Raw genomic sequence first — 21,370 nt, forward strand, 5'->3', positions numbered from 1 at the left:
AGGATGCGAATGAAGATGGCGAATATGAATATCGGGACCCGCTTGCGCTGGTCCTTTGCCTTGTTGACTCTGCTGTTGCTGGGCACTGCCGCGCTGGGTATGCTGCGCCTGGCCAGCCTGGAATTGCGCATGCGCGACGTGATCGAGGATAAATATCCGAAGACCGTGCTGGCCAACGACATCATCAAGAATGTCAACGTCATCGCGCGTTCCTCGCGCAACCTGCTGCTGATGACGGAGCCGCAGCAGCTGGCGCAGGAGCGCGACACCATCGCCAGGGCGGGCGCGGACACGGAACAGCGCCTGGCGCAGCTCGAACGCATCGTGCTGTCGCAGCAGGGCCGCGCCCTGATGGCGGCCGTGACGCAGGCGCGCGCCACCTTCAACGACGGCCGCGACAAGGTGCTGGCGCTGCTCGACGCCGATGCGCGCGACGAGGCGGCGGCCCTGCTGCTGGGCGCCGTGCGCAACGACCAGCTGCGCTACATGGCGGCGCTGGAAACCCTGATCACGCACCAGCACGACCGCATGGAGGAGGCGGGCGCCGAGGTGCGCGCGGAGTACGTGTCGGCGCGCACCATGATGCTGGCGCTGAGCGCGCTGGCCATCGTCTTTTCGCTGGTGACGGCCTGGCTGGTCACGCGCAGCATCGTCGCGCCCCTGCAGCATGCGCTGGGGGTGGCGCAGACGGTGGCCGCCGGCGACCTGACGTCGCGCTTCGGCCGCCACGGGCGGGACGAGACGGGCAGGCTGCTCGACGCGCTGGCCATCATGAACGGCAACCTGCTCGATATCGTGCAGCGCGTGCGCAGCGGCACGGACACCATCGCCACGGCGTCGACGCAGATCGCGGCCGGCAACGTCGACCTGTCGGCGCGCACGGAAGAACAAGCCAGCTCCCTCGAACAGACGGCGTCGGCCATGGAGGAACTCACTTCGACCGTGCAGCAGAACGCGGACAATGCCCGCCACGCCAGCGCGCTGGCCATCGAGGCGGCCAGGATCGCCGGCGACGGCGGCAAGGCCGTGGGGCAGGTGATCCACACCATGGACGCCATCAGCGCCTCGTCGGCGCAGATCGCCGACATCATCGGCGTGATCGACATGCTGGCCTTCCAGACCAACATCCTGGCCCTGAACGCGGCCGTGGAAGCGGCGCGCGCGGGCGAGCAGGGGCGCGGCTTCGCCGTTGTGGCCACGGAAGTGCGCAGCCTGGCGCAGCGCAGCGCCGCCGCCGCGCGCGATATCCGCGCGCTGATCGCCAACTCGACGCAGCAGGTGGACGCGGGCGCGGCGCTGGTGGCGCAAGCCGGCGCCACCATGCAGGAAGTGGTGGCGGCCGTGGGGCGGGTCAGCCGTATGGTCGCCGACATCACGGCGGCCAGCGCCGAGCAAAGCACGGGCATCGGCCAGATCAGCCAGGCCGTGGTGCAGATGGACGAAGTGACGCAGCAGAATGCGGCGCTGGTGGAAGAAGCGGCGGCCGCCTCGCAGTCGCTCGAGGGCGAGGCGGAAAACCTGCTGCAGGTGGTCAGCGTGTTCCGCCTGCATCCGGCCCCGCCGGCCCTGGCGGGCCGTCCTGCGCCGGCCGTGCCGCGCCTGACCGCGTAGTGGTCTGAGTGGAGCAGCCTGTCACGGGAGAGCGCCGGCCTGTTGCCGCGCGGCGCTGGCTGGACGCTGCCTGGCACGGCAACGCGGCCAGCACGGCCTTGTGCGCCGTGCTGGCCGCCTGCCTGCTGCTGTGCATCTGGGGTTATACGGCCGTGCGCCTCGACGACGAGGCGCAGCAGGCGCTCGAGCGCGCCCGCATCGAGAACCGCGACGTCGCCTCGATCCTGGCCGCGCAGCTCGACGATGCCCTCGCGTCCCTGCCCGCGCTGCCCGCCGACCTGGCGTACTTCCTGCGTCCCTATCGCGAGATCAGCCGCAAGGCGCATGGCCGCATCGAGATCGCCGGCGCCGGCAAGGGCGTGCTGGCCGCGCTGCAGGACGGCTTGCCGGCCGGCGGCCAGGCGCATGCGGACGACGCCTGCCTGCTCGAGGTGCGCACCTTGCTGCGCCATGGCCTGCAGGTGCGGGTCAGCCAGGACCGCGCGCGCGTGCTGGCGCAGCTCGATGCCCTGCGCTGGCGCCTGCTGTCGCAGGCGGCGCTGGTGTCGCTGGCCGTGCTGTCGCTGGGCGGCGCCGTCGTGTGGGCGGCGCGGCGGCGGCTGCGCGCGCAGCGGCGCCAGGCGGAGGGCGCGCACATCACCCTGAGCCTGCAGCTGGCGCGCGAAAGGAACCGCGCCGACCTGCTGGCCACCCGCGACGAATTGACGGGCGTGGCCAACCGGCGCCGCTTCTACGACGGCGCCAGCGGCAAGCTGCTGCAGGCGCGCCACAGCCGCAACCACTATGCGCTGCTGCTGGTCGGCATGGACCGTTTCAAGCAGGTCAACGAGCGCCTGGGCCACCTGGCCGGCGACGCCCTGCTGCAGGAGGCGGCACGGCGCTTGCGCCATGCGCTGCGCGAAGGCGACCTGCTGGCGCGTTTCGGCGGCGACGAATTCGTGCTGCTGCTGTGCGAAGTAGCCAGCGAGGAGCGCCTGGCGGCCGTCGCCGGCAGCGTGCTCGACGCGCTGCGCCAGCCATTCGCGCCGCCCGCCGGCGCGGCCATTCTGGCCACGGCCAGCATCGGCATCGCCATGTATCCGCGCGACGGGCAAAGCGTGGACGCCTTGCTGTCGAGCGCGGGCAGCGCCATGCACGGCGCCAAGGCGGCGCGCGACAGCTTCCGCTTCTACGACATGGCCCTGAACCTGTCGTCGGCGCGCAGCCTGGAGCTGCAGGGGCGCTTCGAGCTGGCCATGCGGGAGGACGAATTCTGCCTGCATTACCAGGGCAAGTTCGACACGGCGCGCCGGCACATCGTCGGCCTGGAGGCGCTGCTGCGCTGGGATCACCCGCATCACGGCCTGATCTTCCCGAACGAATTCATCGGCCTGGCGGAGGAAACGCAGGCCATCCTCGCGCTGGGCAACTGGACCATCGCCGCCGCCTGCCGCCAGCTGGCGCAGTGGCGCGTGGCAGGCTTGCCGCTGGTGCCCGTGGCGATCAACGTCTCGGCCAAGCAGCTGCGCGACCCGCAGTTGCTCGACACCGTCACGCGCTGCCTGCGCACCTACGCGCTGTCGCCGGCGCTGCTGGAGCTGGAAGTGACGGAAAGCTGCTTCATCGACGACATATCGCAAGCCAAGGAGGTGCTGATGCGCCTGCGCGCGCTGGGCGTGGCCATTTCGCTCGATGACTACGGCACCGGCTATTCGGGCTTGAGCCATATCAAGATGCTGCCGATCCACACCTTGAAGATCGACCGCTCCTTCATCCGCGACATCGCCATCGACCGGAATGACGCCATGATCGTCGCCTCGACCATCGAGCTGGCGCGCGGACTGGGCCTGCTGGTGGTGGCCGAAGGCGTGGAGAGCGGCGAGCAGCTGGAGCGGCTGCGCCGCCTGGGCTGCCAGCAGGTGCAGGGTTTTTACCTGCACCGCCCGGCGCCGGCGCCCGCCATCGCCGCGCTGCTGGCCGGCGCCCGTCCCGCGCTGGCGCCCGCCATGTGAGCGGGCTTTGTAACAGGATGCATACATGAGGCCATGCGGGCTGGCGCCGATGCTCAGTAGAATACTGCCACTGCACGCCGTTTGCTTTCACACTTTCCCCATGCAACAACTATGAACAGCCCCATTCCGGCCTTTGTCTTCGGCCCGTTTCGCCTATTGCCGCTCGAGCGCCTGCTGTTCGATGGCGAGCGCGCGCTGCGCCTGGGGAGCCGCGCCATGGACCTGCTGCTGGCGTTGCTGGAGCGGGCCGGCGAGATCGTCGACAAGAATGAGCTGCTGGCCATCGTCTGGCCCAACGCCGTCGTCGACGATGCGACCTTGCGCGTGCACCTGGCCGCGCTGCGCAAGGTGCTCGGCGATGGCCGCGACGGCCAGCGCTACATCACCACCATCCCGGGGCGCGGCTATGGCTTCCTGGCGCCCCTGTCGTACACGGGCCAGGCGGCGGCCGCCGGCCCGCCCGGCCCCGAGCCGCAGCACAACCTGCCGGTCCTGCTGACGCGCATGATCGGCCGCGCCGAAACGGTGCAGGCGATGGCCAACCAGCTGCTGCAATTGCGCCTGCTGTGCGTCGTCGGCCCCGGCGGCATCGGCAAGACCACCGTGGCCGTGGCCCTGGCCACGCGCGTGCTGCGCCGCTATGCGGACGGCGTCTGCTTCGTCGACCTGGCGCCGCTGAGCGAGGGCCACCTGGTGCCGCTGGCGCTGGCCACGGCGCTGGGCGTGGCCGTGCCGGCCGGCGACTCCATGCCCGGCCTGCTGGCGTACCTGCGCCAGCGCCACATGCTGATCGTCCTGGATAACTGCGAGCACGTGATCGGCGCGGCCGCCGCGCTGGCCGACGCGCTGCTCAGGGGCGCGCCGCTGCTGCACCTGCTGGCCACCAGCCGCGAGCCGCTGCGCATCACCAGCGAGCACCTGCAGCGCCTGCCCGCGCTGGGCCTGCCGCCGGCCGACGTCGTGCCCGACGCGCAGGCGGCCCGCCATTTCGCCGCCGTGCAGCTGTTCTGCGAGCGCTGCGCGGCCGTGGACGACGCTTTCGCGCTCGCCGACGCCGACGTGCCCGTGGTGGCGGAAATCTGCCGCCGTCTCGATGGCATCCCGCTGGCGCTGGAACTGGCGGCCGGGCGCATCGGCCATTTCGGCATCCATGAACTGCGGCGCCAGCTGGACGACCGTTTTCGCCTGCTCACGCGCGGCCCGCGCAACGTGCCGCTGCGCCACCAGACCCTGCGCGCCACGCTGGACTGGAGCTACGGCCTGCTCGACGCGGACGAGCGCGCGGTGCTGCAGGTGCTGAGCGTGTTCAGGAGCCGCTTTCGCATGGAGTCCGCCGCCGCCGTCGCCGGCCATGACGTGTTCGACACGGTGGCCGACCTGGCCGCCAAGTCCCTCGTCAGCATCGAGTTTTGCTGCGAGCACGTGTATTACCGGCTGCTGGAAACGACGCGCGCCTACGCGGCCACGCAGCTGCAGGCCAGCGGGCAGGGCGACGCCGTGTTCCTGCGCCATGCGCGCCATTGCCAGGCGCTGGCCGAACGCATCGCCGCGGACTGGGAGCGCATGTCGTTCGCCAGCTGGAGCGCCTGCTACGGCCGTCACGTGGACGACCTGCGCGCTGCCATCGACTGGGCCTTTGGCGAGGCGGCCGACGCGGCGCTGGGCATCGCCCTGACACTGGCGGCGCAGACCCTGTTCTACCAGCTGTCGCTGATGGACGAGTACCGCGTGCGCGTGGAACGGGCGCTGGAGCAGATGGCGCTGCATGCCATCGTCGACGCGGACAGCGAAATGCAGCTGCACGCCTCGCTGGCGCACCTGCTGATGCACACGCAGGGCGTGAGCGGCGCCATGCTGCTGTCGTTCCGGCACGGCTATGGGCTGGCCATGCGCTCGGACGATACGGCGCGGCGCGCCGAAGCCATCTGCGGCATGTGGATCTGCAGCATGGCGCTGGCCGATTTCACCGGCGCCGGCACCTATGTGGCCCAGCTTGGCGAGTTGTGCCTGGCCAGCGGCAGCACGGCGATGCAACTGGTGCAGGCGCGCATGCGCTCGGCCGGCGAGCACCTGCAGGGGCGCCATGCGGAATCGGCGGCGCTGGCGCGCATGGTGCTCGCGCATCCCGACGGCGCGGTCCAGCTGACCTTCAACAATGCCTTGCTGGCCGATCACCAGGTGTGCTTGCGCGGCAACCTGTCACGCTGCCTGTGGCTGCTGGGACGTCCCGACGATGCGCTGCACATCGCGCGCGAAGCGGTGATGCTGGGCTTCGAGCACAATGGCGCCTCGCTGTGCGTGGCACTGGCCTTCAGCGCCATTCCCGTGGCCCTGTGGTGCGGCCAGCGCAGCCTGGCGAGTGCCTGGAACTGCCTGCTGCGCGAGCATGCGGCCCGCTACGGCCTGCTGTACTGGAGCGCCTGGGGCGCCGGTTACCAGCACCTGCTCGACGCGGGGGAGTCGATGGCCGATTTTTCCTGGCCGACGGTGCGCAACTGGCCGCTGCAGATCGATGTCATGGCGACCCTGCACGACGCCGCCGCCGATACGCAGGCGGTGCAGCGCGCGCGCACGGGCCTGGCGCCGTGGAGCATGCCCGAAGTGCTGCGCCGCGCCGCGCACCGCCGCTGGCGCGCCTTGGCCGTGGATGACGGCGCGGGCCTGCGGGAAGTCGAGGCGCAGCTGGAGGAAGCGCTGGCGCTGGCGCGCGCGCAGCAGGCGCCGGGCTGGGAGCTGCGCTGCGCCACCAGCCTGGCGGCCTTGCTGCACGCGCAGGAGCGCAGCGGCGAGGCGCGGGCCTTGCTGGCGCCCGTGCATGCGGGCTTTGCACAGGGGCAGGGCAGCGCCGACGTGCTGGCGGCGGCGGCGCTGCTGGCGCAGCTGGCGTAGGCCTTACTCGTAGGCGCCCAGGCGGCGCTGCTCCTCGGGCGTGAAGCTGGCGTCGCGCAGCTGCCGCAGGGCCGCCGCATCCTGCGCGCCGCCGGGCAGGCCGGCTTTCTGCGTCTGGTACGCGATGATGCGCTGCTGCCATCGCGATTCCTCGCGGTCCAGTTCCGCCAGGCGCGCCGCCGCTTCGGGCGTGAAGGTGCTGGCGCGCAGGCGGTAGACTTCATTCTCGCCGCCGCCCTGCGCGCGCAGCGCCCGCACCGAGGCATCGAGCTGTGCCACTTTCACCGGCGCGTCGCGCGCGGCGCGCTGGGCCGGCGACAGCTGCTGGTCCAGCGCCGCCAGCCTGGCCTGGCGCTGCGCCTCGTCGAGCGCGGTGTCGCCCAATATCGCCATGCGCGCCACGGCATCGTCGTCGTAGGCGTCGCTGGCGCCGAACAGGCCCGCGCTTTCTTCCGCCGTAAAGTAATTGCCGCGCAGTGCGCGCATGGCTTGCAGCCGGGCGCGCGCCGCTGCGGCGGCATCGGCCTGCGGGGGCAGGGCCTGTTCCGCGCCGGCCAGCGCCTGCTTGTAGGCCAGATACGCCCCCAGCAGGCGCTTCGCTTCGCGCGCTGGCGCGGGCGCCAGGCGCCTGTCCAGTTCCGCCTCGATCTGGCTGCGGATGGCGGCCAGCGGCTTTTCGCCCAGGCCCGCCAGGTAGTAGTCGAACAGGTGGCCCAGTTCCGCGTCGACCACCAGCTTGTCGCCGGCGGCCACCGTCACGTTGCCGTCCGGCCGCGTGCCTTCCATCGAGCGCACGAACGCGAACAGGTCAGGTTCCGCCTTTTCCGGCGGCGGGGCCGGCGGCTCGCCCGGGCGCAGCGCCAGGTACAGGGCCAGCGCCGCCACGGCCGCGCCGCCCGCCATCTTCCATTTCGCGTGCATGCACTACTCCTTACAGTCCCAGGCCTTGCAGGCGGTTGGCCTGCTGGCGGAAGACGGTGACGGGGTTCGTCTCGAACAGGTTGACGATGCCGACGAACTGGTTGACTTCATCGAGGTGGTTCATGGCGTAGTCGTCGCGGATCACCTTGCCCAGGTGGCTGGAGCAGCTGCTCACCAGGCCATCGTTCTTCGCGCCGCCGAAGGCCAGGCTGATGGTGGCCAGCAGCGGGTCGCCCACGTCGAGCACGTTCGTGTACGGCTGCGCGCCGCTCCAGGAAAAATAGTACACGCCTTGCTCCTGGTAGGCGCCTTCGCCGCAGGCGCTGGCCGGCACGCCTTGCGGGTGGCGGCTGTTGAAGGCCAGTGAGCCGGCCGTGGACAGCGACGCCAGCGAGGCGCCCGCGTTTTGCGGCAAGCCCTTGTTGCCGGACAAAATGCCGATCAGGGAGGCGAGGGCATTGCCCAGCGCGCCGCTGGTGCTGGGGGCGGCGCCGACGAGGATGTCGGCGACCTTCGAACCCTTGTTGACGCCGGCCACGCTGGTGACGGAAGCCACCAGGTCGGGCCGCACGGAAGCGACATAGCGGGCCGTGGGGCCGCCATGGCTATGGCCGATCAGGTTGACCTTGGCCGCGCCCGTGGCGGCGAGGATTTGCCGCACCTGCGACAGCAGCTGCTCGCCGCGCACTTCCGTGCTGTTGGCGGCCGAGACGGTGGTCACGTAGACTTGCGCGCCGCCGCTGCGCAGGGCGTCGGGGATGCCGTAGAAGTATTCGACGGGACCGAGCTTGTCGAAGCCGAACAGGCCGTGCACGAGCACGATCGGGTACTTCGTTTGCGTATAGCCGGCGGCGCCGGCGCTGCCGGGCAGGATGGCGAGGGCGAGCAGCAGGGTGGAAAGCAGTTGCCAGAAGCGAGTCTTCATTTTGTCTCCGTTATTTTAATATAGTGGAAATGTCGATGCTGTAGCGATGATCCGCGCGCCTGCCGTACATTCTATCGATGCATTAAATATAGCGAGCGCTCGGTTTTTGAAATGTAGCACTGCTGGAGGTAAATTGCATGGGAATTGCATGATGCAGCGCAATAACTTTGCGCATGGGTCGTTGCTTATACGCCCATTGCATAGTTGAAAAGTAAAATAGCGGTTTTCCTGCGCTATAATCGCCCCGAAATCCGCCGTCCCACCGTCTTGCGGCGCCGTCCAGGCGCTGTAATTACACCGCTCATAACCGTTACTTGGGAATGCACTTGTCGACCCATTTTAATTTTGAACAGTTTCAGCAGATGACGCCTTTAAATGGCGAAAATATCTGGGAATATATTCTTGACCGCCACGCGGAGCGCATCGGCGTCAAGCGCCGCAAGCCGGCACTGGAAAACCTCGAACGCATCTTCGTCGCCACCTTCCGCCTCGCCAATGACGTGGGCTTCCGCGCCATGAGCTTGCGCGACCTGTGCCGCGAGACGGGACTGTCGATGGGTGGCCTGTATGGCTACATCACCAGCAAGGACCAGTTGGCCGAGATGATCGAGGACGTGGTGCGCCACGCCACGCAAGCCTTGCCGCTGCTGTTTGCCGACGTGAAGTCGCCGCTGGACCGCCTCGAGGCGATGATACGCTCGTCGATCTACCTGTCCGAAGTGCTGCAGCCGTGGTTTTATTTCGTCTTCATGGATTCGCGCGTGCTGCAGGTGGAGCAGCGCAGCATGGCGAAAAATTCGGAATTGTATGTGCAGACCCTGATCGCCGCCACCATCGCCGAAATCGAACCGAAGCCGCAGGGCGCCCCGACCTTGCTGTCGGCTCACTGCCTGGCCCTGTTCCAGGACTGGTACGTGAAGCGCTGGAAGTACCGCGCGGCGAAGGTCCATGTCGACGATTTTGCCGACAGCGTGGTGCAGACGGTGCGCGGATACCTGAGCATGGTCAAGGCGCCGTAAAAACGCCGTCGAAAAAAAGCCAGGATCGCTCCTGGCTTTTTCACTAGTTGGTTTCCACCGGCACCGTCTCCGGTACTGCCGCCGGATCCGTCGGCGTCTCCGCTTCCATGTCCAGCGTCTTGACGCCGTTCATGTCGATGAATTCGTCGTACATCCATTCCCCGTCGACCTGGCTCAAGCCTGCCGGCACGGCGCGCGTCACCTGCGGGCGCGTGGAGAGCGCGGTGCGCATGTAGTCGATCCAGATCGGCATGGCCAGGGTGGCGCCGAATTCGCGTCCGCCCAGGGACTTGGGATCGTCATAGCCCATCCACGCCACGGCGACGATGCCGCCGCCGTAGCCGGCGAACCAGCCGTCGACGGCGTCGCTGGTGGTGCCCGTCTTGCCTGCGATGTCGCTGCGTCCCAGTTTCTTCGTCGCCGCCGCGCCCGTGCCCGTGCGCGCCACTTCGCGCAGCATGCTGTCCATGACGAAGGCGTTGCGCGGGTCCAGCGCCAGGGTCTTGTCGTCGTTGGGCGCGGGCGGCTTGGTCTGCATAAGCACCGCGCCCCTGGCGTCGACGATACGGTCGATCAGGTAGGGTTCCACCTGGTGGCCGCCATTGGCGAACAGGGCGTAGGCGCCCGCCATCTGCACGGGCGTGACGGAACCCGTGCCCAGCGCCATGGTCAGGTTGCTGGGCTGGCGCGCGGGATCGAAGCCGAATTTTTCCAGGAAGTCGTGCGTGTACGAGATGCCCAGCGCGCGCAGGATGCGCACCGAGGCCACGTTCTTCGACTGCGCCAGCGCATAGCGCATGGTGATGGGACCGTCGAACTTGAAATCGTCATTCTGCGGCGCCCAGACCTTGCCGCCCGCCTGCATTTCCAGGGGCACGTCATTGATCAGGGTGGCCGGCGAAAAGCCTTTTTCCAGCGCCGCCGAGTACACGAAGGGCTTCATGGCCGAACCGGGCTGGCGCCAGGCCTGCGTGACGTGGTTGAACTTTTGCAGGTTGTAATCGAAGCCGCCCACCATGGCATGGTAGGCGCCCGTGTCCGCGTCCAGCGAGACGAAGGCGGCGGCCACCAGCGGCACTTGCGTGATGGCCCAGCTGCCCTTCGCGTCCTGGCTGATGCGGATGACGGCGCCCGGGCGCAGCCTGATGCCGGCGCCTGCCTTGGCGGACAGCGCGGGGGCGGCGAAGCGCAGGCCGTCGCCCGTGATGGCCTTGGCGTCGCCGTCGCCCGTGTCGGCCAGCACCTTGCCGCTGGACACTTCCGTGACGACGGCGGCGATCAGGCCGTCGCTGTCCGGGCGTTTTTGCAGTGCAGCATCGATGGCGTCGTCGCGCTGCTCGGGGTCCGCCGGCAGGTCGATGAAGGTTTCCGGGCCGCGGTAGCCGTGGCGCTGGTCGTAGGCGATGACGTTGCGGCGCGTCGAGGCGTAGGCCGCATCCTGGTCCGCTTTCAGGATCGTCGTGTAGACGCTGATGCCCTTGGTGTAGCTGTCTTCCTTGTACTGGGCGTAGACGGCCTGGCGCGCCAGTTCGGCCACGTATTCGGCGTGCGTGTCGAAACCCTGCTTGCCGCGGCTGTTGATATGCAGCGGCTGCGCCAGCGCCTGCCGGTACTGGCCTTCGCTGATGTAATCGAGTTCGCGCATGCGCTTCAGGACCAGTTGCTGGCGCGCGTGCGCCTTTTTCGGATTGCTGATCGGGTTGTGGCGCGAGGGATTCTGCGGCAGGCCGGCCAGCATGGCCATTTCCGCGATCGACAGTTCGGACAGGGGCTTGCCGAAATACGTCTGCGCCGCGCTGCCGAAGCCGAACGAGCGCTGGCCCAGGTACATCTGGTTCATGTACAGCTCGAGGATCTGCTCTTTCGACAGGGCCGCCTCGATCTTCAGGGCCAGCATGATTTCATTGAGCTTGCGCGAGGCGACCTTTTCGCGCGTCAGGAAGAAGTTGCGCGCCACCTGCATGGTGATGGTGGAGCCGCCGCCGTGGCCGAAGCCGTGGCGCAGGTTCGACAGCACGGCGCCGCCGGCGCGCACGAAGTCGATGCCGTGGTGTTCGTAGAAGCGGCTGTCCTCGATGGCCAGCAGGGCTTTTTTCATCATGTCGGGCACTTGCGCGATGGGGATAAAATCGCGGTGTTCCTCGCCGAATTCGCCGATCAGCACATTGTCGGCCGTGTACACGCGCAGGGGAATCTTCGGCTGGTAATCGGTGATGACGTCCAGCTCGGGCAGGCGCGGACGCACGTACAGGAACAGGTAGGCGGCCAGCAGCACGGCGGCGGCCAGCGCGGCGCAGCCGGCGATGATGAAGCCGCGCACGGTGGCGCGGCGGGAAGGCCAGGGAAATCCGGTTCGTTTGGCAGTCAAGGCAGTCTCACATGAGCGTGCAGGGCACGGTGGCAGCGATTATAGACCAATGCGCCAGGCGCCCCGGCGTTGGCGGAGACGGGACCCAAGCATCGGGAGGGGCTGCAAAAAACCTTTTCATCGAAACGCGGCTGTGCGATAGTCACGGCTTCAAGAAAATAGCCCGGGCCTAAGTAACCCCCAATAAATTATTGTGATTTCTGACTTCCATAACCGGCGCTCTGCGGCGTTGCTCACTGCTAGCAGTGCTCGCACTGCGTCGCAGTGAGCGCCTTGCATAGCATCCGCTTCTGTTCGTCATAAATTCACACTAATTTCCCGAGGGTTACTTAGATCCGGGCTGTTTATTTTATAAAATTAAGGAATTGAGAATGGCAAAAGATGCAACACCGAGCGCCATGAAGCCGTATATTCCGGCCGACGCCAAATTGCCCGAAATGACCTTCCGCGCCCTGTTCATGGGCGTCATCCTGGGCATGGTCTTTGGCGCCTCCTCGCTGTACCTGGTGCTGAAAGTGGGTCTGACCGTCAGCGCCTCGATCCCCGTCGCCGTGATCGCCATCACCCTGTTCGGCCTGGCCAAGAAGGTGGGCGGCAAGGATTCGTCGATCCTGGAAAACAGCATCACGCAAACGGCCGGTTCGGCCGGCGAGTCGCTGGCCTTCGGCCTGGGCGTGACCATGCCCGCCATCCTGATCCTCGGCTTCGACCTGGAAATCTCCAGAGTCATGCTGGTCGGTATCCTCGGCGGCTTGCTGGGCATCCTGATGATGATCCCCATGCGCCGCACCATGATCGTCGACCAGCACAAGGAACTCAAATTCCCCGAAGGCACGGCGTGCGCCGAAGTGCTGAAGGCGGCCGCCACGGAAGAATCGCGCATCGCCGCCGGCGAAAGCATCGAGAAGGATTCGGCCGCCGCGCTGGACGCCAAGCGCCGCGCCAAGATCATCTTCGGCGGCTTTGCCGTCGGCCTGCTGTACAAGGTGTTCAACATCTCGTTCAAGGGCTGGAAGGACACGCCGGGCGTGGAATTCGCCGCGCCGCTCAAGGGCGGCTCCATCGGCGCCGAGATTTCGCCGGAACTGCTGGGCGTGGGCTACATCATCGGCCCGCGCATCGCCGCCACCATGGCGGCCGGCGGCGTGCTGTCCTACCTGGTGCTGATCCCGATGATCAAGTTCTTCGGCGACAGCCTGACCACCGTGCTCTCGCCGGGCACCAAGTTGATCAGCGAAATGGGCGCCGACGACGTGCGCAGCGCCTACGTGCTGTACATCGGCGCGGGCGCCGTGGCCGCCGGCGGCCTCATTTCGCTGGTGCGCGCCATGCCCATGATCTGGCGCAGCCTGTCGGCCGGCCTGAAGGGCCTGGGCAAGGGCGTCAAGACGGCGTCCACCCTGCGCACCGACCAGGACATACCCCTGAAATGGGTGGTCATCGGCTGCCTGTCCATCATCGCCGTGATCACCTTCGCCACGCCGCTGCACATGAATTTCCTCGGCGCGCTGCTGATCCTTGTCTTCGGCTTCCTGTTCGCCACCGTGTCGTCGCGCCTGACGGGCGAAATCGGCTCCTCGTCGAACCCGATCTCCGGCATGGCCGTGGCCACCTTGCTGTTCACTTGCCTGATCTTCCTCATCATGGGCTGGACGGGCGGGCGTTACTATGTGACTGCCTTGTCGGTGGGCGCCATCGTGTGCATCGCCGCCAGCAATGCGGGCACCACCTCGCAAGACTTGAAAACGGGCTACCTGGTGGGCGCCACGCCGCGCCTGCAGCAGTACGCGATCCTGGCGGGGGCCTTGTCGTCGGCCCTGATCCTCGGCCCCATCCTGCTCAAGCTCAATGAGGCGAGCACCGTCTACGTGCCGGCAGCGCAAGTGGCGCCCGGCCTGACGGTCGATGCGTCCAAGCTGACGGTGACGGGCGAGCTGCATGGCCCGCAAGCCGACACCGACCACAACACGTATAAAGTCTGGCAAAAGACGGACACCGTGGGCGGCCCGGCCGGCAAATATTTTGTCAAGGATGATGGCCAGCTGGCCTACCTGGTCGATCCGGGCATCAATGGCCATTACAACAAGCGTCCCGATGGCACGGAAGTGAAGAAATACGATGCGCCGAAAGCCGTGCTGATGTCCTACATCATCAAGGGCATCCTCGACCAGCAGCTGCCGTGGACCCTGGTGCTGTTCGGCGTGATGATCGCCGTGGTGCTGGAAATGGCCGGCATCCCGTCCCTGGCGTTTTCCGTCGGCGTGTACCTGCCCCTGTCGTCCACCTTGCCGATCTTTGTCGGCGGCATCGTGCGCTGGCTGGCGGACCGCCGCAACAACAAGCTGGAACACAATGCGAAATTGAACGAGGAAGAGCGCCAGCTGGCGGGCGACCGCAGCTCGGGCGTGTTGCTGGCGTCCGGCTACATCGCCGGCGGCGCGCTGGCCGGCATCATCATCGCCATCACGGCCGGCGTGCTGACGCACTTCGACCAGATGATGGCCGACTGGGCCGAGCACGGCAACCCGCTGTACGCGGGCCTGCACTCGGACGCGCTGTCGCTGCTGCCATACGCGGCCATCATCGTGCTGCTGTATCTCGTCGCACGAGAGAAGAAGGCGGACAGCCCGCAGGCTTGATGTCCGGCCCGCTCCGATGACAACCGCCCGGCTCGCACCGGGCGGTTTTTTTTGACCCGGCGCAATCGCGCAGGCTGAATTTGTTATAAAAATGCAATCAAATTAACCCGAATGGTGTATTGTTCCTGATATTTAAAACGCAACAATCTGGAGGTCCGGGTATGTCCAAGCTGCGAAGCCGTAACAAATTGCACGGTTTTATCCAGGCCGCCCTGCTGGCGGCCAGTCCCGTCCTGCATGCGGCGCCTTTTCCCGTCGAAGCCATGTTCGAGGCGGAAGCGGCGGCGCCGGGAGCGCCATGGGCGCCCGACAGCGCGGGCCGCAACGCGGTATCGGGCGGCCTGTACCTGGCCACGCCGGCGGACCTGGCGCGCGCCGATACGCCAGGCGCGGCAGCGGAATTGGCGTATGCCGTGGCCGTGCCCCGAGACGGCAGCTACACGGTCTGGCTGCGCGTGCTGGCGCCGGCGGCAAACGCCGCCTCGCTGTACCTGGCGCTCGACGATGGCGCCTATGCCAGTATCGCCGTGCCGAACGTATCGGGCCAGGCAGGGCAGTGGACGTGGGTGCCCGTCACCCGCTGGCTGGCCGCCGGCGAGCGCCAGCTCAAGCTCAAGTACCGCGACGGCGGCGTGGGCATCGACTGCCTGCTGGTGACGGCGCTCGCCGATTTTGTCCCGCAAGGCCATGGCGCGTATCCGCTGCCCACGGTGCTGCCGCCCGCCGGCGAGCATCCCCGCGTGTTTGCCAGGGCGGGGGACCTGGCCGCCATGCGCAGCCGTTTCGAGTCGACTGCGGCAGAAATGGCGTCGCACCGCGCCGTCTTGAATGGCTTTATCGCCGCGCCGGTCGTGGTGGCCCTGCCGGCGCTGCCCCCGTTCGTGCCCGGCGGCCCGGCCATGACGAATCATCAGGCCGATGTGCTGAACGCGATCAAGGCGAAGGCGCTGTCTTCGCTGCTGTATGAGCAGGGCGTCGCGCCGGCGCAGGCGCAGCGGGGCAGGGAAGCCGTGCAGATGCTGCTCGACTACCTGGCCGCCGTGCGCTTTTCGCCCGGCTACGGCTATTCGAACGAAAAAGGCGAGATCGTCCTGGCCAGCGCCATGGTGTACGACTGGTGCTTCACGCTGATGACGGCGCAGCAGCGCGCCTACGTCGTCACGCGCTTTACGCAGATCGCGGCGACGATGGAAATCGGCTTTCCGCCATCGCGCCAGGGCGCTGTCGTGGGCCACGGCAGCGACAACCAGCTGCTGCGCGACCAGCTGTCCGCCGCCATCGCCTTCTACGACGAGGCGCCGCTGGTCTACAACATCGTTGCGGGGCGCTTCTTTGCCGACTACATCGCGCCGCGCAACTACGCCTACGCGGCGCAGGCGTATCACCAGGGGGCGTCCTACGGCACCGTGCGTTTCCTCTCGGATATGTACGCTGCCTGGCTGTTCCGGCGCATGGGCGCCGCCCCCGTGTTCGATCCCGTGCAGCAGATGACGCCCTATCATTGGCTGTACGGACGCCGTCCCGACGGGCAGTGGATGCGCGACGGCGACGTCTACCATTCGTCCTACGCCAACAGTACGCAGACCTGGAGCGAACCGCTGGCCTTCCTGCTGCCCGCGAGCTACTACAACAATCCCACCTTGAAGCACGAGTACCTGAAGCAGTCGTCGCAGCCGTCGACCAGCTTCATCCATCCCAAGGATAGCCTGTGGCCTGTGTTGCTGGGCAATACGGTCATGGGCAGCACGCCCAGCCCGGCGACCTTGCCGCTGACCAAGTATTTCCCGGACCCTGCCGGCCTGATGATCGCCCGCACGGGCTGGACGGATGCCATGCAAGCGGATGCGGGCGATGTGGTGGCCACGATGAAGCTGGGCGGCGACTGGTTCGGCAACCACGAGCATTACGACGCCGGGCATTTCCAGATCTATTACAAGGGCGGCCTGGCCATCGATTCGGGCATCTACAGCGGCCGCGACGTGCTCGATCCTTCCATCACGCTGGAATACGGCAGTGCGCATGACATGAACTACCACAAGCGCACGATCGCGCACAACACGGTGCTGGTGCACGATTCCGCCGAGAATTTTGACGGCTTTGCCAATGACGGCGGCCAGCGCTTCGCGGGCGACGAGCCCGAAACCCTGGCGGACCTGGCCAAGGGCTACAAGGTGGCCACCGTCCTCAAGCACCAGGTCGGTCCCCAGGCGCAGGCGCCGGACTTCAGCTACCTCAAGGGCGACCTGACGGCCGCGTACAGCAGCAAGGTGCGCCAGTTCCAGCGCTCGTTCGTCTTCCTCAATTTCAAGGATGCGAGCCATCCGGCTGCGCTGGTCGTGTTTGACAAGGTCAGCGCCAGCGACGCGGGCTTCAGGAAGACGTGGCTGTTGCACAGCCAGTCCGAGCCCGCCATCAGCGGCGACACGGCGGTCATCCGGCGCACGGAATGGGACTACAACCACACCTACCAGTACAACGGCAAGCTGATCAACCGGACCTTGCTGCCGGCGAATGCCACCTTGGCCAAGGTGGGCGGCAGCGGCAATGAATTCAGCGTCAACAGGACGAATTATCCCATCCAGCCCGAGGCCGACTATGCGACGGAGGAAGCGGGCGCCTGGCGGCTGGAAGTGTCGCCGTCCGCCGCCAGCGAAACGGATCTGTTCCTGAACGTCATGCAGGTGATGGACGCCAGCAGCGCGCTGCCCGCGCTGCCAACGACGGCCATCGAGTCGCCCTTGCTGGCCGGCGTGAAGATCCGGAACCGCGTGGTGCTGTTTTCCAGGAGCGGCCAGCCGCTGGGCGGGCTCGTCACGGTCGAGCTGCCGGCCCAGGGCGCATCCATGCAGGTGCTGGTGACGGGTTTGCAGGAAGGCAGCTGGACGGTGCGCAAGCGCGGCGCGGGCGGCCCCATCGAGGACGAGGTGAATGCCGAGGCCGGCACCTTGTATTTTGTCGCCAGCGGAGGCGGCCTGTACGATTTGCAGCGTACCGCGCCCGCTGCCGCGCGTGCGACGGCCCCGTCGGCAGGCTCACCGGCCCTGCCGTAGGGGACCGTACAGGACGGGGCGCGCCGCCAGTTCCGCCGCCGTGGCGTAGATCGTCACGTGTTCGGACGCCAGCTGGCGCAGGTGTTCGAAAAACGCCTGCGCCGGGATGCACCACGACGCCGCATCGCCGACCTGGCCGTTGACGCGCAGGCCGGCGGCGTCGAATTCGCGCTCGAAATAATCGCGCAAGTCGCCCCGGCCCGGCTGGTCGATGCGGCGCTGCGCGATGGCGGGGGCGTAGGGCCGCACGGGCACGTCCCAGCGCCGGCCGTCGTGGTCCAGGCAGGCCAGCAGCGTCGTCGGCCCTTCCCACACGGGCACGGGAAAGGCGTCGCCCATGGCGTCTTCCAGCGCGTGATAGAAGGTCACCGGCCCCATGGAAATGCCCAGGCCCAGCACCTTCGCGTTCTGGCAGCCGAGGAAGCGCTGCCAGGGCGAGCCTGCGCCAAAGATCGACGGCGCGCGGTGATGGCCTTCCGTCAGCCAGGCCGCATGGCGGCCCCACGCGGACACGGAGTGCGTCGGGTGGATGCTGCGGTGGATATCGCCGCAGGCCAGGAAGGCCTCGGGCAGGCGCCCCATGTGCGTGCCGTGGCGGCGCGCATCGAACACATAGCCTGGCGTGGCGCAGGCGGCGCGCAGCGTGCCGCCGGGCAGATAGTAGGTGGGCAGCAGCAGCGTGCCCTGCGGGCCGACGGCATCCTGCAGGGCATGGATCACGGCCGCCGCGCCGCCTTCCACGTAGCCCAGGCTTTTCAGCGAGGAATGGATGAACAGCGCGTCGCCCGGCATCACGCCGAGCCGCGCCAGGCCGGCCGCCAGGGCGGCGCGCGTCACGTGGCGCCCCTGCCGGCGCTGGCGGCGGGCGCTGGCGGCGCGGCGCCACGCTTCCAGCGCCGCGCGGACGGTGCGTCTGGTCCCCTCAAACATCGCGCAACTCCAGTTCCAGCAGGTTGGCATCGATGCAGAACTTGGCCGCCCAGTTCAGGTAAGCCCAGCGCCCGTAATCGCCATCGATGGGGAAGGAACCCTTGACGCCGCCGCGCACGTGCGCCGGGCCGCTGGTGGCGACGGTGCGCCGCACGTAGCCGTTCAGGCGGCGGGCCGCGTCCAGGTAGCGGCGCTCGCCCGTGCGCTGGTACAGCAGGAACAGGCAGTGGGCATTTTGCGCGGAACCGGTGAGGCAGGCATAGCCGGCACCGGGCTGGAAGTCCGGCCCCAGGCGCCCGGGCAGGTAGCCATCGGCCGCCACGGCGCCGGCGACGCCCGCTCCCGTGCGCGCGGCGGCGTCCAGCAGGTCCGCGCGCGCCGCAAAACGGTGCGCTTCGAGCAGGCCGCGCAAGACGTAGCCGATGGTGTGGCTCAGCGGCAGGAGCGGGTTGTCCAGGCAGTTCGACGCGAACCAGCCGTTGGGGCGCTGTTGGGTCAGCGCCCATTCCACCTGGCGCAGGCCGGCCGCGCCGTAGCCGAGGCCCGGCGCCGTGCGGTCGGCCTCGAACAGGCCCCATGCCACGTGCGTCTCGTAGGCCTTGTCGCCGGCACCGGCGAACGGCGTCGGATGCCGGCGCCAGCAGCCGTCGGCATCCTGGCTGTCGCGCAGCCAGCGCGCCGCGCGGTGCATGGCATCCGCATAGGCGGCGCCGTACGCCTGCACGCCGGCGGCCAGGCCCAGCAGGATCTGGCCCGTATTGAAGGTGACGGGCACGCGCGGCGTGGAATCGATCTTGCCGCCCTGGAAGCCGCCTTCCTCGAACTGGATGGCCACGCACCAGTCGAGCATGCGGCGCGCCCGCCCGTGCAGCGCAGCATCCCCACCATGATCGCCCGTGCGCCGCGCCAGGGCGATCATAGTGGGGATGATGTAGCCGGTGGTTTCCGGGTAGGAGCTCGACCAGCCCGTCAGCAGGCTGTAGTCGCGCGCCACGCCGCCGTCGTTAGAGCTGGAATGGTCCTGCGCCGCGCCCAGCCATGCCGTACAGGCATGGATGACGGCGTCCGGACCCGGGTCGACGGCGGGCAGGCCGCGCCGGTCCGCGCGGCGCTCGCTGCGCGCCGCCGCCGGGAGCCGGGCTGGCAGCGCCAGGGTGTGCCTGATCTTGCCGAGGAGTGTGCGCATGGTGACGATGGCGTGGTGGCGGGGTCTGCCTACTGTAGCGCCGGCAGCCCGCTTGCCGGTTGACTTGCCGCAAGAATCCGTCGTGGCGTCGCGCAGGCCGGAATTGACGCATAATGGATGCCTCACCACCGTTGACGGGGCCCGCCATGAATAGCGTCACGCTCGAGTATGCAGTCGTCACCAATCCCGATTCCTTCGTCGGCTTCAAGTATTACGTCAAGGCGGGGCAAGCCTTCGATGCGGACGATTTCGCCTATTCCTACAAGCTGAACCGGTCCGAACTGGACCCCGACAGCGTGCTGGCCACGCGCGAGGCGGCGGCGAACCTGCAGCCGGGCGAGTGGCTGACGGTGTCGCATTCGATTGCGGCGTAGCGGTCAAACTGCATATCCCTTCTTTAACCTTTCGGGTCCGCCAGGAATTTTTTGCGCGTGAATCTTTCAAATTTTCCTGATATTTCCATTGTTCCAATCTTGCCTCAACACGCCGCACGCTCGCCACCCTGGTGGCGCAGAACCGCGAACACCTGCAAGCCTACCTGCCCGCCTTGCTGCAGCTGGACGCGATCGGCGAGGCGCAGGCCTATCTGCAGGCCGCCGTCGCCCGCGCGGCCAGCGGCGAGGTACTGGAATGGCATGTTTTCTCCGGCGCGGCCTTATGCGGCAGCATCCGCCTGAAAGACATCGACGCGGCGGACCGCAAGGCGAAAATCGGCTATTACCTCGGACGCCCGTTCCAGGGCCGGGGCATCGCCAGCGCGGCAGTACGCGCCGTCCTGGCGTAGGCATTTGGCGCACTGCGGCTGCACCGCATCGAGTTGCAGTGCGCCGCCGGCAACCTGGCCAGCATGGCGCTGGCCAGGCGGCTGGGATTCACGCACGAAGGCGTGCTGCGGCAGGCGGAATGGCTGCATGGCGCGTTTGTCGACCTGCATATCTACGCTTTGCTGCAGGCCGACTTCAGGCCGGATTGAGCCGCTGCCCGGGGCCGTCGCGTGCAGCGATCTTGCCGCAATGTTCACTTCTGCCTATAATTGAGAATAATTCTCATTAAATTTGTGCTGCCCGCCAGACCCGCCGCTCCATGTCCGCCGACCACGTTTCCCTGCATGATTTCGATGACATCGCCATCCTGTATCGCCAGCACCACGGCTGGCTGCGGGGCTGGCTGCAGCGCAAGGTGGGCAATGCCTTCGACGCGGCCGACCTGGCGCAGGCCACTTTCCTGCGCGTGCTCGCGCCGCGGGGCATGCACGGCGTGCAGGAGCCGCGCGCGTACCTGACGACGATCGCCCGCAACCTGCTGATCAACCACGTGCGCCGGCGCGCCATCGAGCAAGCCTACCGCGATGCCCTCGCCCTGATGCCGGAACCGGTGGCGCCGCCGCCCGAGGTGCGCCTGATGTTCCTCGAACGCCTGGTGGAGCTGGACCGGCGCCTGGCCGCGCTGCCGGCGCAGGCGCGGCAAGCCTTTTTGCTGGTGCAGCTCGACGGCATGGGGCAGCAGGAGGTCGCGGCCGAGCTGGGCATTTCCCTGTCCACCGTCAAGCGCCACCTGGCCAGGGCGGCCCTGCGCTGCTTTTTCCCGGAGCAGCACGATGGATGAAGCGATGCCGGCCGTCCTGGGCGGCGCCGATACCGCGATGCGCGTGGCGCCCGCCGTGGCGCGGCAGGCCGTGCAGTGGTGGCTGGCGCTGCAAGGCGGCGACGCCACTGCCGCACAGCGCACCGCGTGGCAGCGCTGGCGCGCCGCGGACGCGGAACATGAACGGGCCTGGCAGCGCATCGAGGCCGTCAGCGGCCAGCTGGCCGGCATTCCGCCGCCGCTGGCCGGCGCCGCCC

General features: G+C 67.8%; 16 protein-coding genes. 11 read left to right on the top strand and 5 right to left on the bottom strand.

Translation table 11 applies throughout. The features are described 5' to 3' along the window. Positions 1-24 precede the first annotated feature (24 nt). The 3 genes from AC07VL_RS26320 to AC07VL_RS26330 all read left to right on the top strand — a co-directional run bounded on the left by AC07VL_RS26320 (position 25) and on the right by AC07VL_RS26330 (position 6,491). Positions 25-1,611 carry a methyl-accepting chemotaxis protein gene (locus AC07VL_RS26320; RefSeq protein WP_494808465.1) on the top strand — a complete coding sequence of 529 codons (1,587 nt, stop codon included), beginning with the start codon at positions 25-27 and terminating at the stop codon, positions 1,609-1,611. Between the two features lie 8 nt (positions 1,612-1,619). Then, entirely contained in the window at positions 1,620-3,602 is a 1,983-nt protein-coding gene (locus AC07VL_RS26325; RefSeq protein WP_494808466.1) for a putative bifunctional diguanylate cyclase/phosphodiesterase, read from the top strand. Between the two features lie 111 nt (positions 3,603-3,713). Then, complete coding sequence (locus tag AC07VL_RS26330; RefSeq protein WP_494808467.1) at positions 3,714-6,491, top strand: ATP-binding protein; 2,778 nt, start codon at positions 3,714-3,716, stop codon at positions 6,489-6,491. Positions 6,492-6,494: 3 nt separating this feature from the next. Here the strand turns inward: AC07VL_RS26330 and AC07VL_RS26335 are convergent, their stop codons facing one another. Then, on the bottom strand, positions 6,495-7,412 hold the full coding sequence (locus tag AC07VL_RS26335; RefSeq protein WP_494808468.1) for a lipase secretion chaperone: 918 nt from the start codon (positions 7,410-7,412) through the stop codon (positions 6,495-6,497). Between the two features lie 10 nt (positions 7,413-7,422). After that, positions 7,423-8,337, bottom strand: coding sequence for a lipase family alpha/beta hydrolase (locus AC07VL_RS26340; protein ID WP_494808469.1), 915 nt, complete (start codon positions 8,335-8,337; stop codon positions 7,423-7,425). 362 nt (positions 8,338-8,699) lie between these two features. Here AC07VL_RS26340 and AC07VL_RS26345 point away from each other — a divergent pair, with 362 nt between their 5' ends. Continuing rightward, positions 8,700-9,356: a TetR/AcrR family transcriptional regulator gene (locus tag AC07VL_RS26345; protein WP_494808470.1), complete on the top strand. Its 657-nt coding sequence runs from the start codon at positions 8,700-8,702 to the stop codon at positions 9,354-9,356. Positions 9,357-9,399: 43 nt separating this feature from the next. Here AC07VL_RS26345 and AC07VL_RS26350 read toward each other — a convergent pair whose 3' ends face one another. Next, complete coding sequence (locus AC07VL_RS26350; RefSeq protein ID WP_494808471.1) at positions 9,400-11,724, bottom strand: penicillin-binding protein 1A; 2,325 nt, start codon at positions 11,722-11,724, stop codon at positions 9,400-9,402. Between the two features lie 371 nt (positions 11,725-12,095). Here AC07VL_RS26350 and AC07VL_RS26355 point away from each other — a divergent pair, with 371 nt between their 5' ends. Both AC07VL_RS26355 and hepB read left to right on the top strand, forming a co-directional pair. Continuing rightward, positions 12,096-14,363 (top strand): OPT family oligopeptide transporter, encoded by a 2,268-nt coding sequence (locus AC07VL_RS26355; RefSeq protein ID WP_494808472.1) that lies wholly within the window; start codon positions 12,096-12,098, stop codon positions 14,361-14,363. A gap of 161 nt (positions 14,364-14,524) precedes the next feature. Then, entirely contained in the window at positions 14,525-17,413 is a 2,889-nt protein-coding gene (hepB, locus tag AC07VL_RS26360; RefSeq protein ID WP_494808473.1) for a heparin/heparin-sulfate lyase HepB, read from the top strand. Here the strand turns inward: hepB and AC07VL_RS26365 are convergent. Both AC07VL_RS26365 and AC07VL_RS26370 read right to left on the bottom strand, forming a co-directional pair. After that, on the bottom strand, positions 17,396-18,343 hold the full coding sequence (locus tag AC07VL_RS26365) for an AAC(3) family N-acetyltransferase (RefSeq protein WP_494808474.1): 948 nt from the start codon (positions 18,341-18,343) through the stop codon (positions 17,396-17,398). The genes hepB and AC07VL_RS26365 overlap by 18 nt on opposite strands. After that, positions 18,336-19,529, bottom strand: a complete 1,194-nt coding sequence (locus AC07VL_RS26370; RefSeq protein ID WP_494808475.1) for a prenyltransferase/squalene oxidase repeat-containing protein — start codon at positions 19,527-19,529, stop codon at positions 18,336-18,338. Before AC07VL_RS26370 ends, AC07VL_RS26365 begins: the two co-directional genes overlap by 8 nt. Positions 19,530-19,675: 146 nt before the next feature. On the opposite strand from AC07VL_RS26370, the gene AC07VL_RS26375 reads away from it, so the two are divergent. The 5 genes from AC07VL_RS26375 to AC07VL_RS26395 form a co-directional block, all read left to right on the top strand. After that, the gene (locus AC07VL_RS26375) at positions 19,676-19,903 is read left to right on the top strand and encodes a hypothetical protein (protein ID WP_290599820.1); all 228 of its coding nucleotides are present in this window, start codon (positions 19,676-19,678) and stop codon (positions 19,901-19,903) included. 131 nt (positions 19,904-20,034) lie between these two features. Continuing rightward, the gene (locus AC07VL_RS26380; protein WP_494808476.1) at positions 20,035-20,313 is read left to right on the top strand and encodes a GNAT family N-acetyltransferase; all 279 of its coding nucleotides are present in this window, start codon (positions 20,035-20,037) and stop codon (positions 20,311-20,313) included. Positions 20,314-20,346: 33 nt separating this feature from the next. Continuing rightward, positions 20,347-20,502: a GNAT family N-acetyltransferase gene (locus AC07VL_RS26385; RefSeq protein ID WP_494808477.1), complete on the top strand. Its 156-nt coding sequence runs from the start codon at positions 20,347-20,349 to the stop codon at positions 20,500-20,502. A 110-nt stretch (positions 20,503-20,612) separates the two neighbouring features. Beyond that, complete coding sequence (locus AC07VL_RS26390; RefSeq protein WP_494808478.1) at positions 20,613-21,134, top strand: sigma-70 family RNA polymerase sigma factor; 522 nt, start codon at positions 20,613-20,615, stop codon at positions 21,132-21,134. Further along, positions 21,127-21,370 (top strand): DUF4880 domain-containing protein (locus AC07VL_RS26395; RefSeq protein WP_494808479.1); only part of this gene is annotated, 244 nt, incomplete at its 3' end. The genes AC07VL_RS26390 and AC07VL_RS26395, both read left to right, overlap by 8 nt.

This window comes from Janthinobacterium sp. GW821-FHT03C08 (assembly GCF_059420905.1).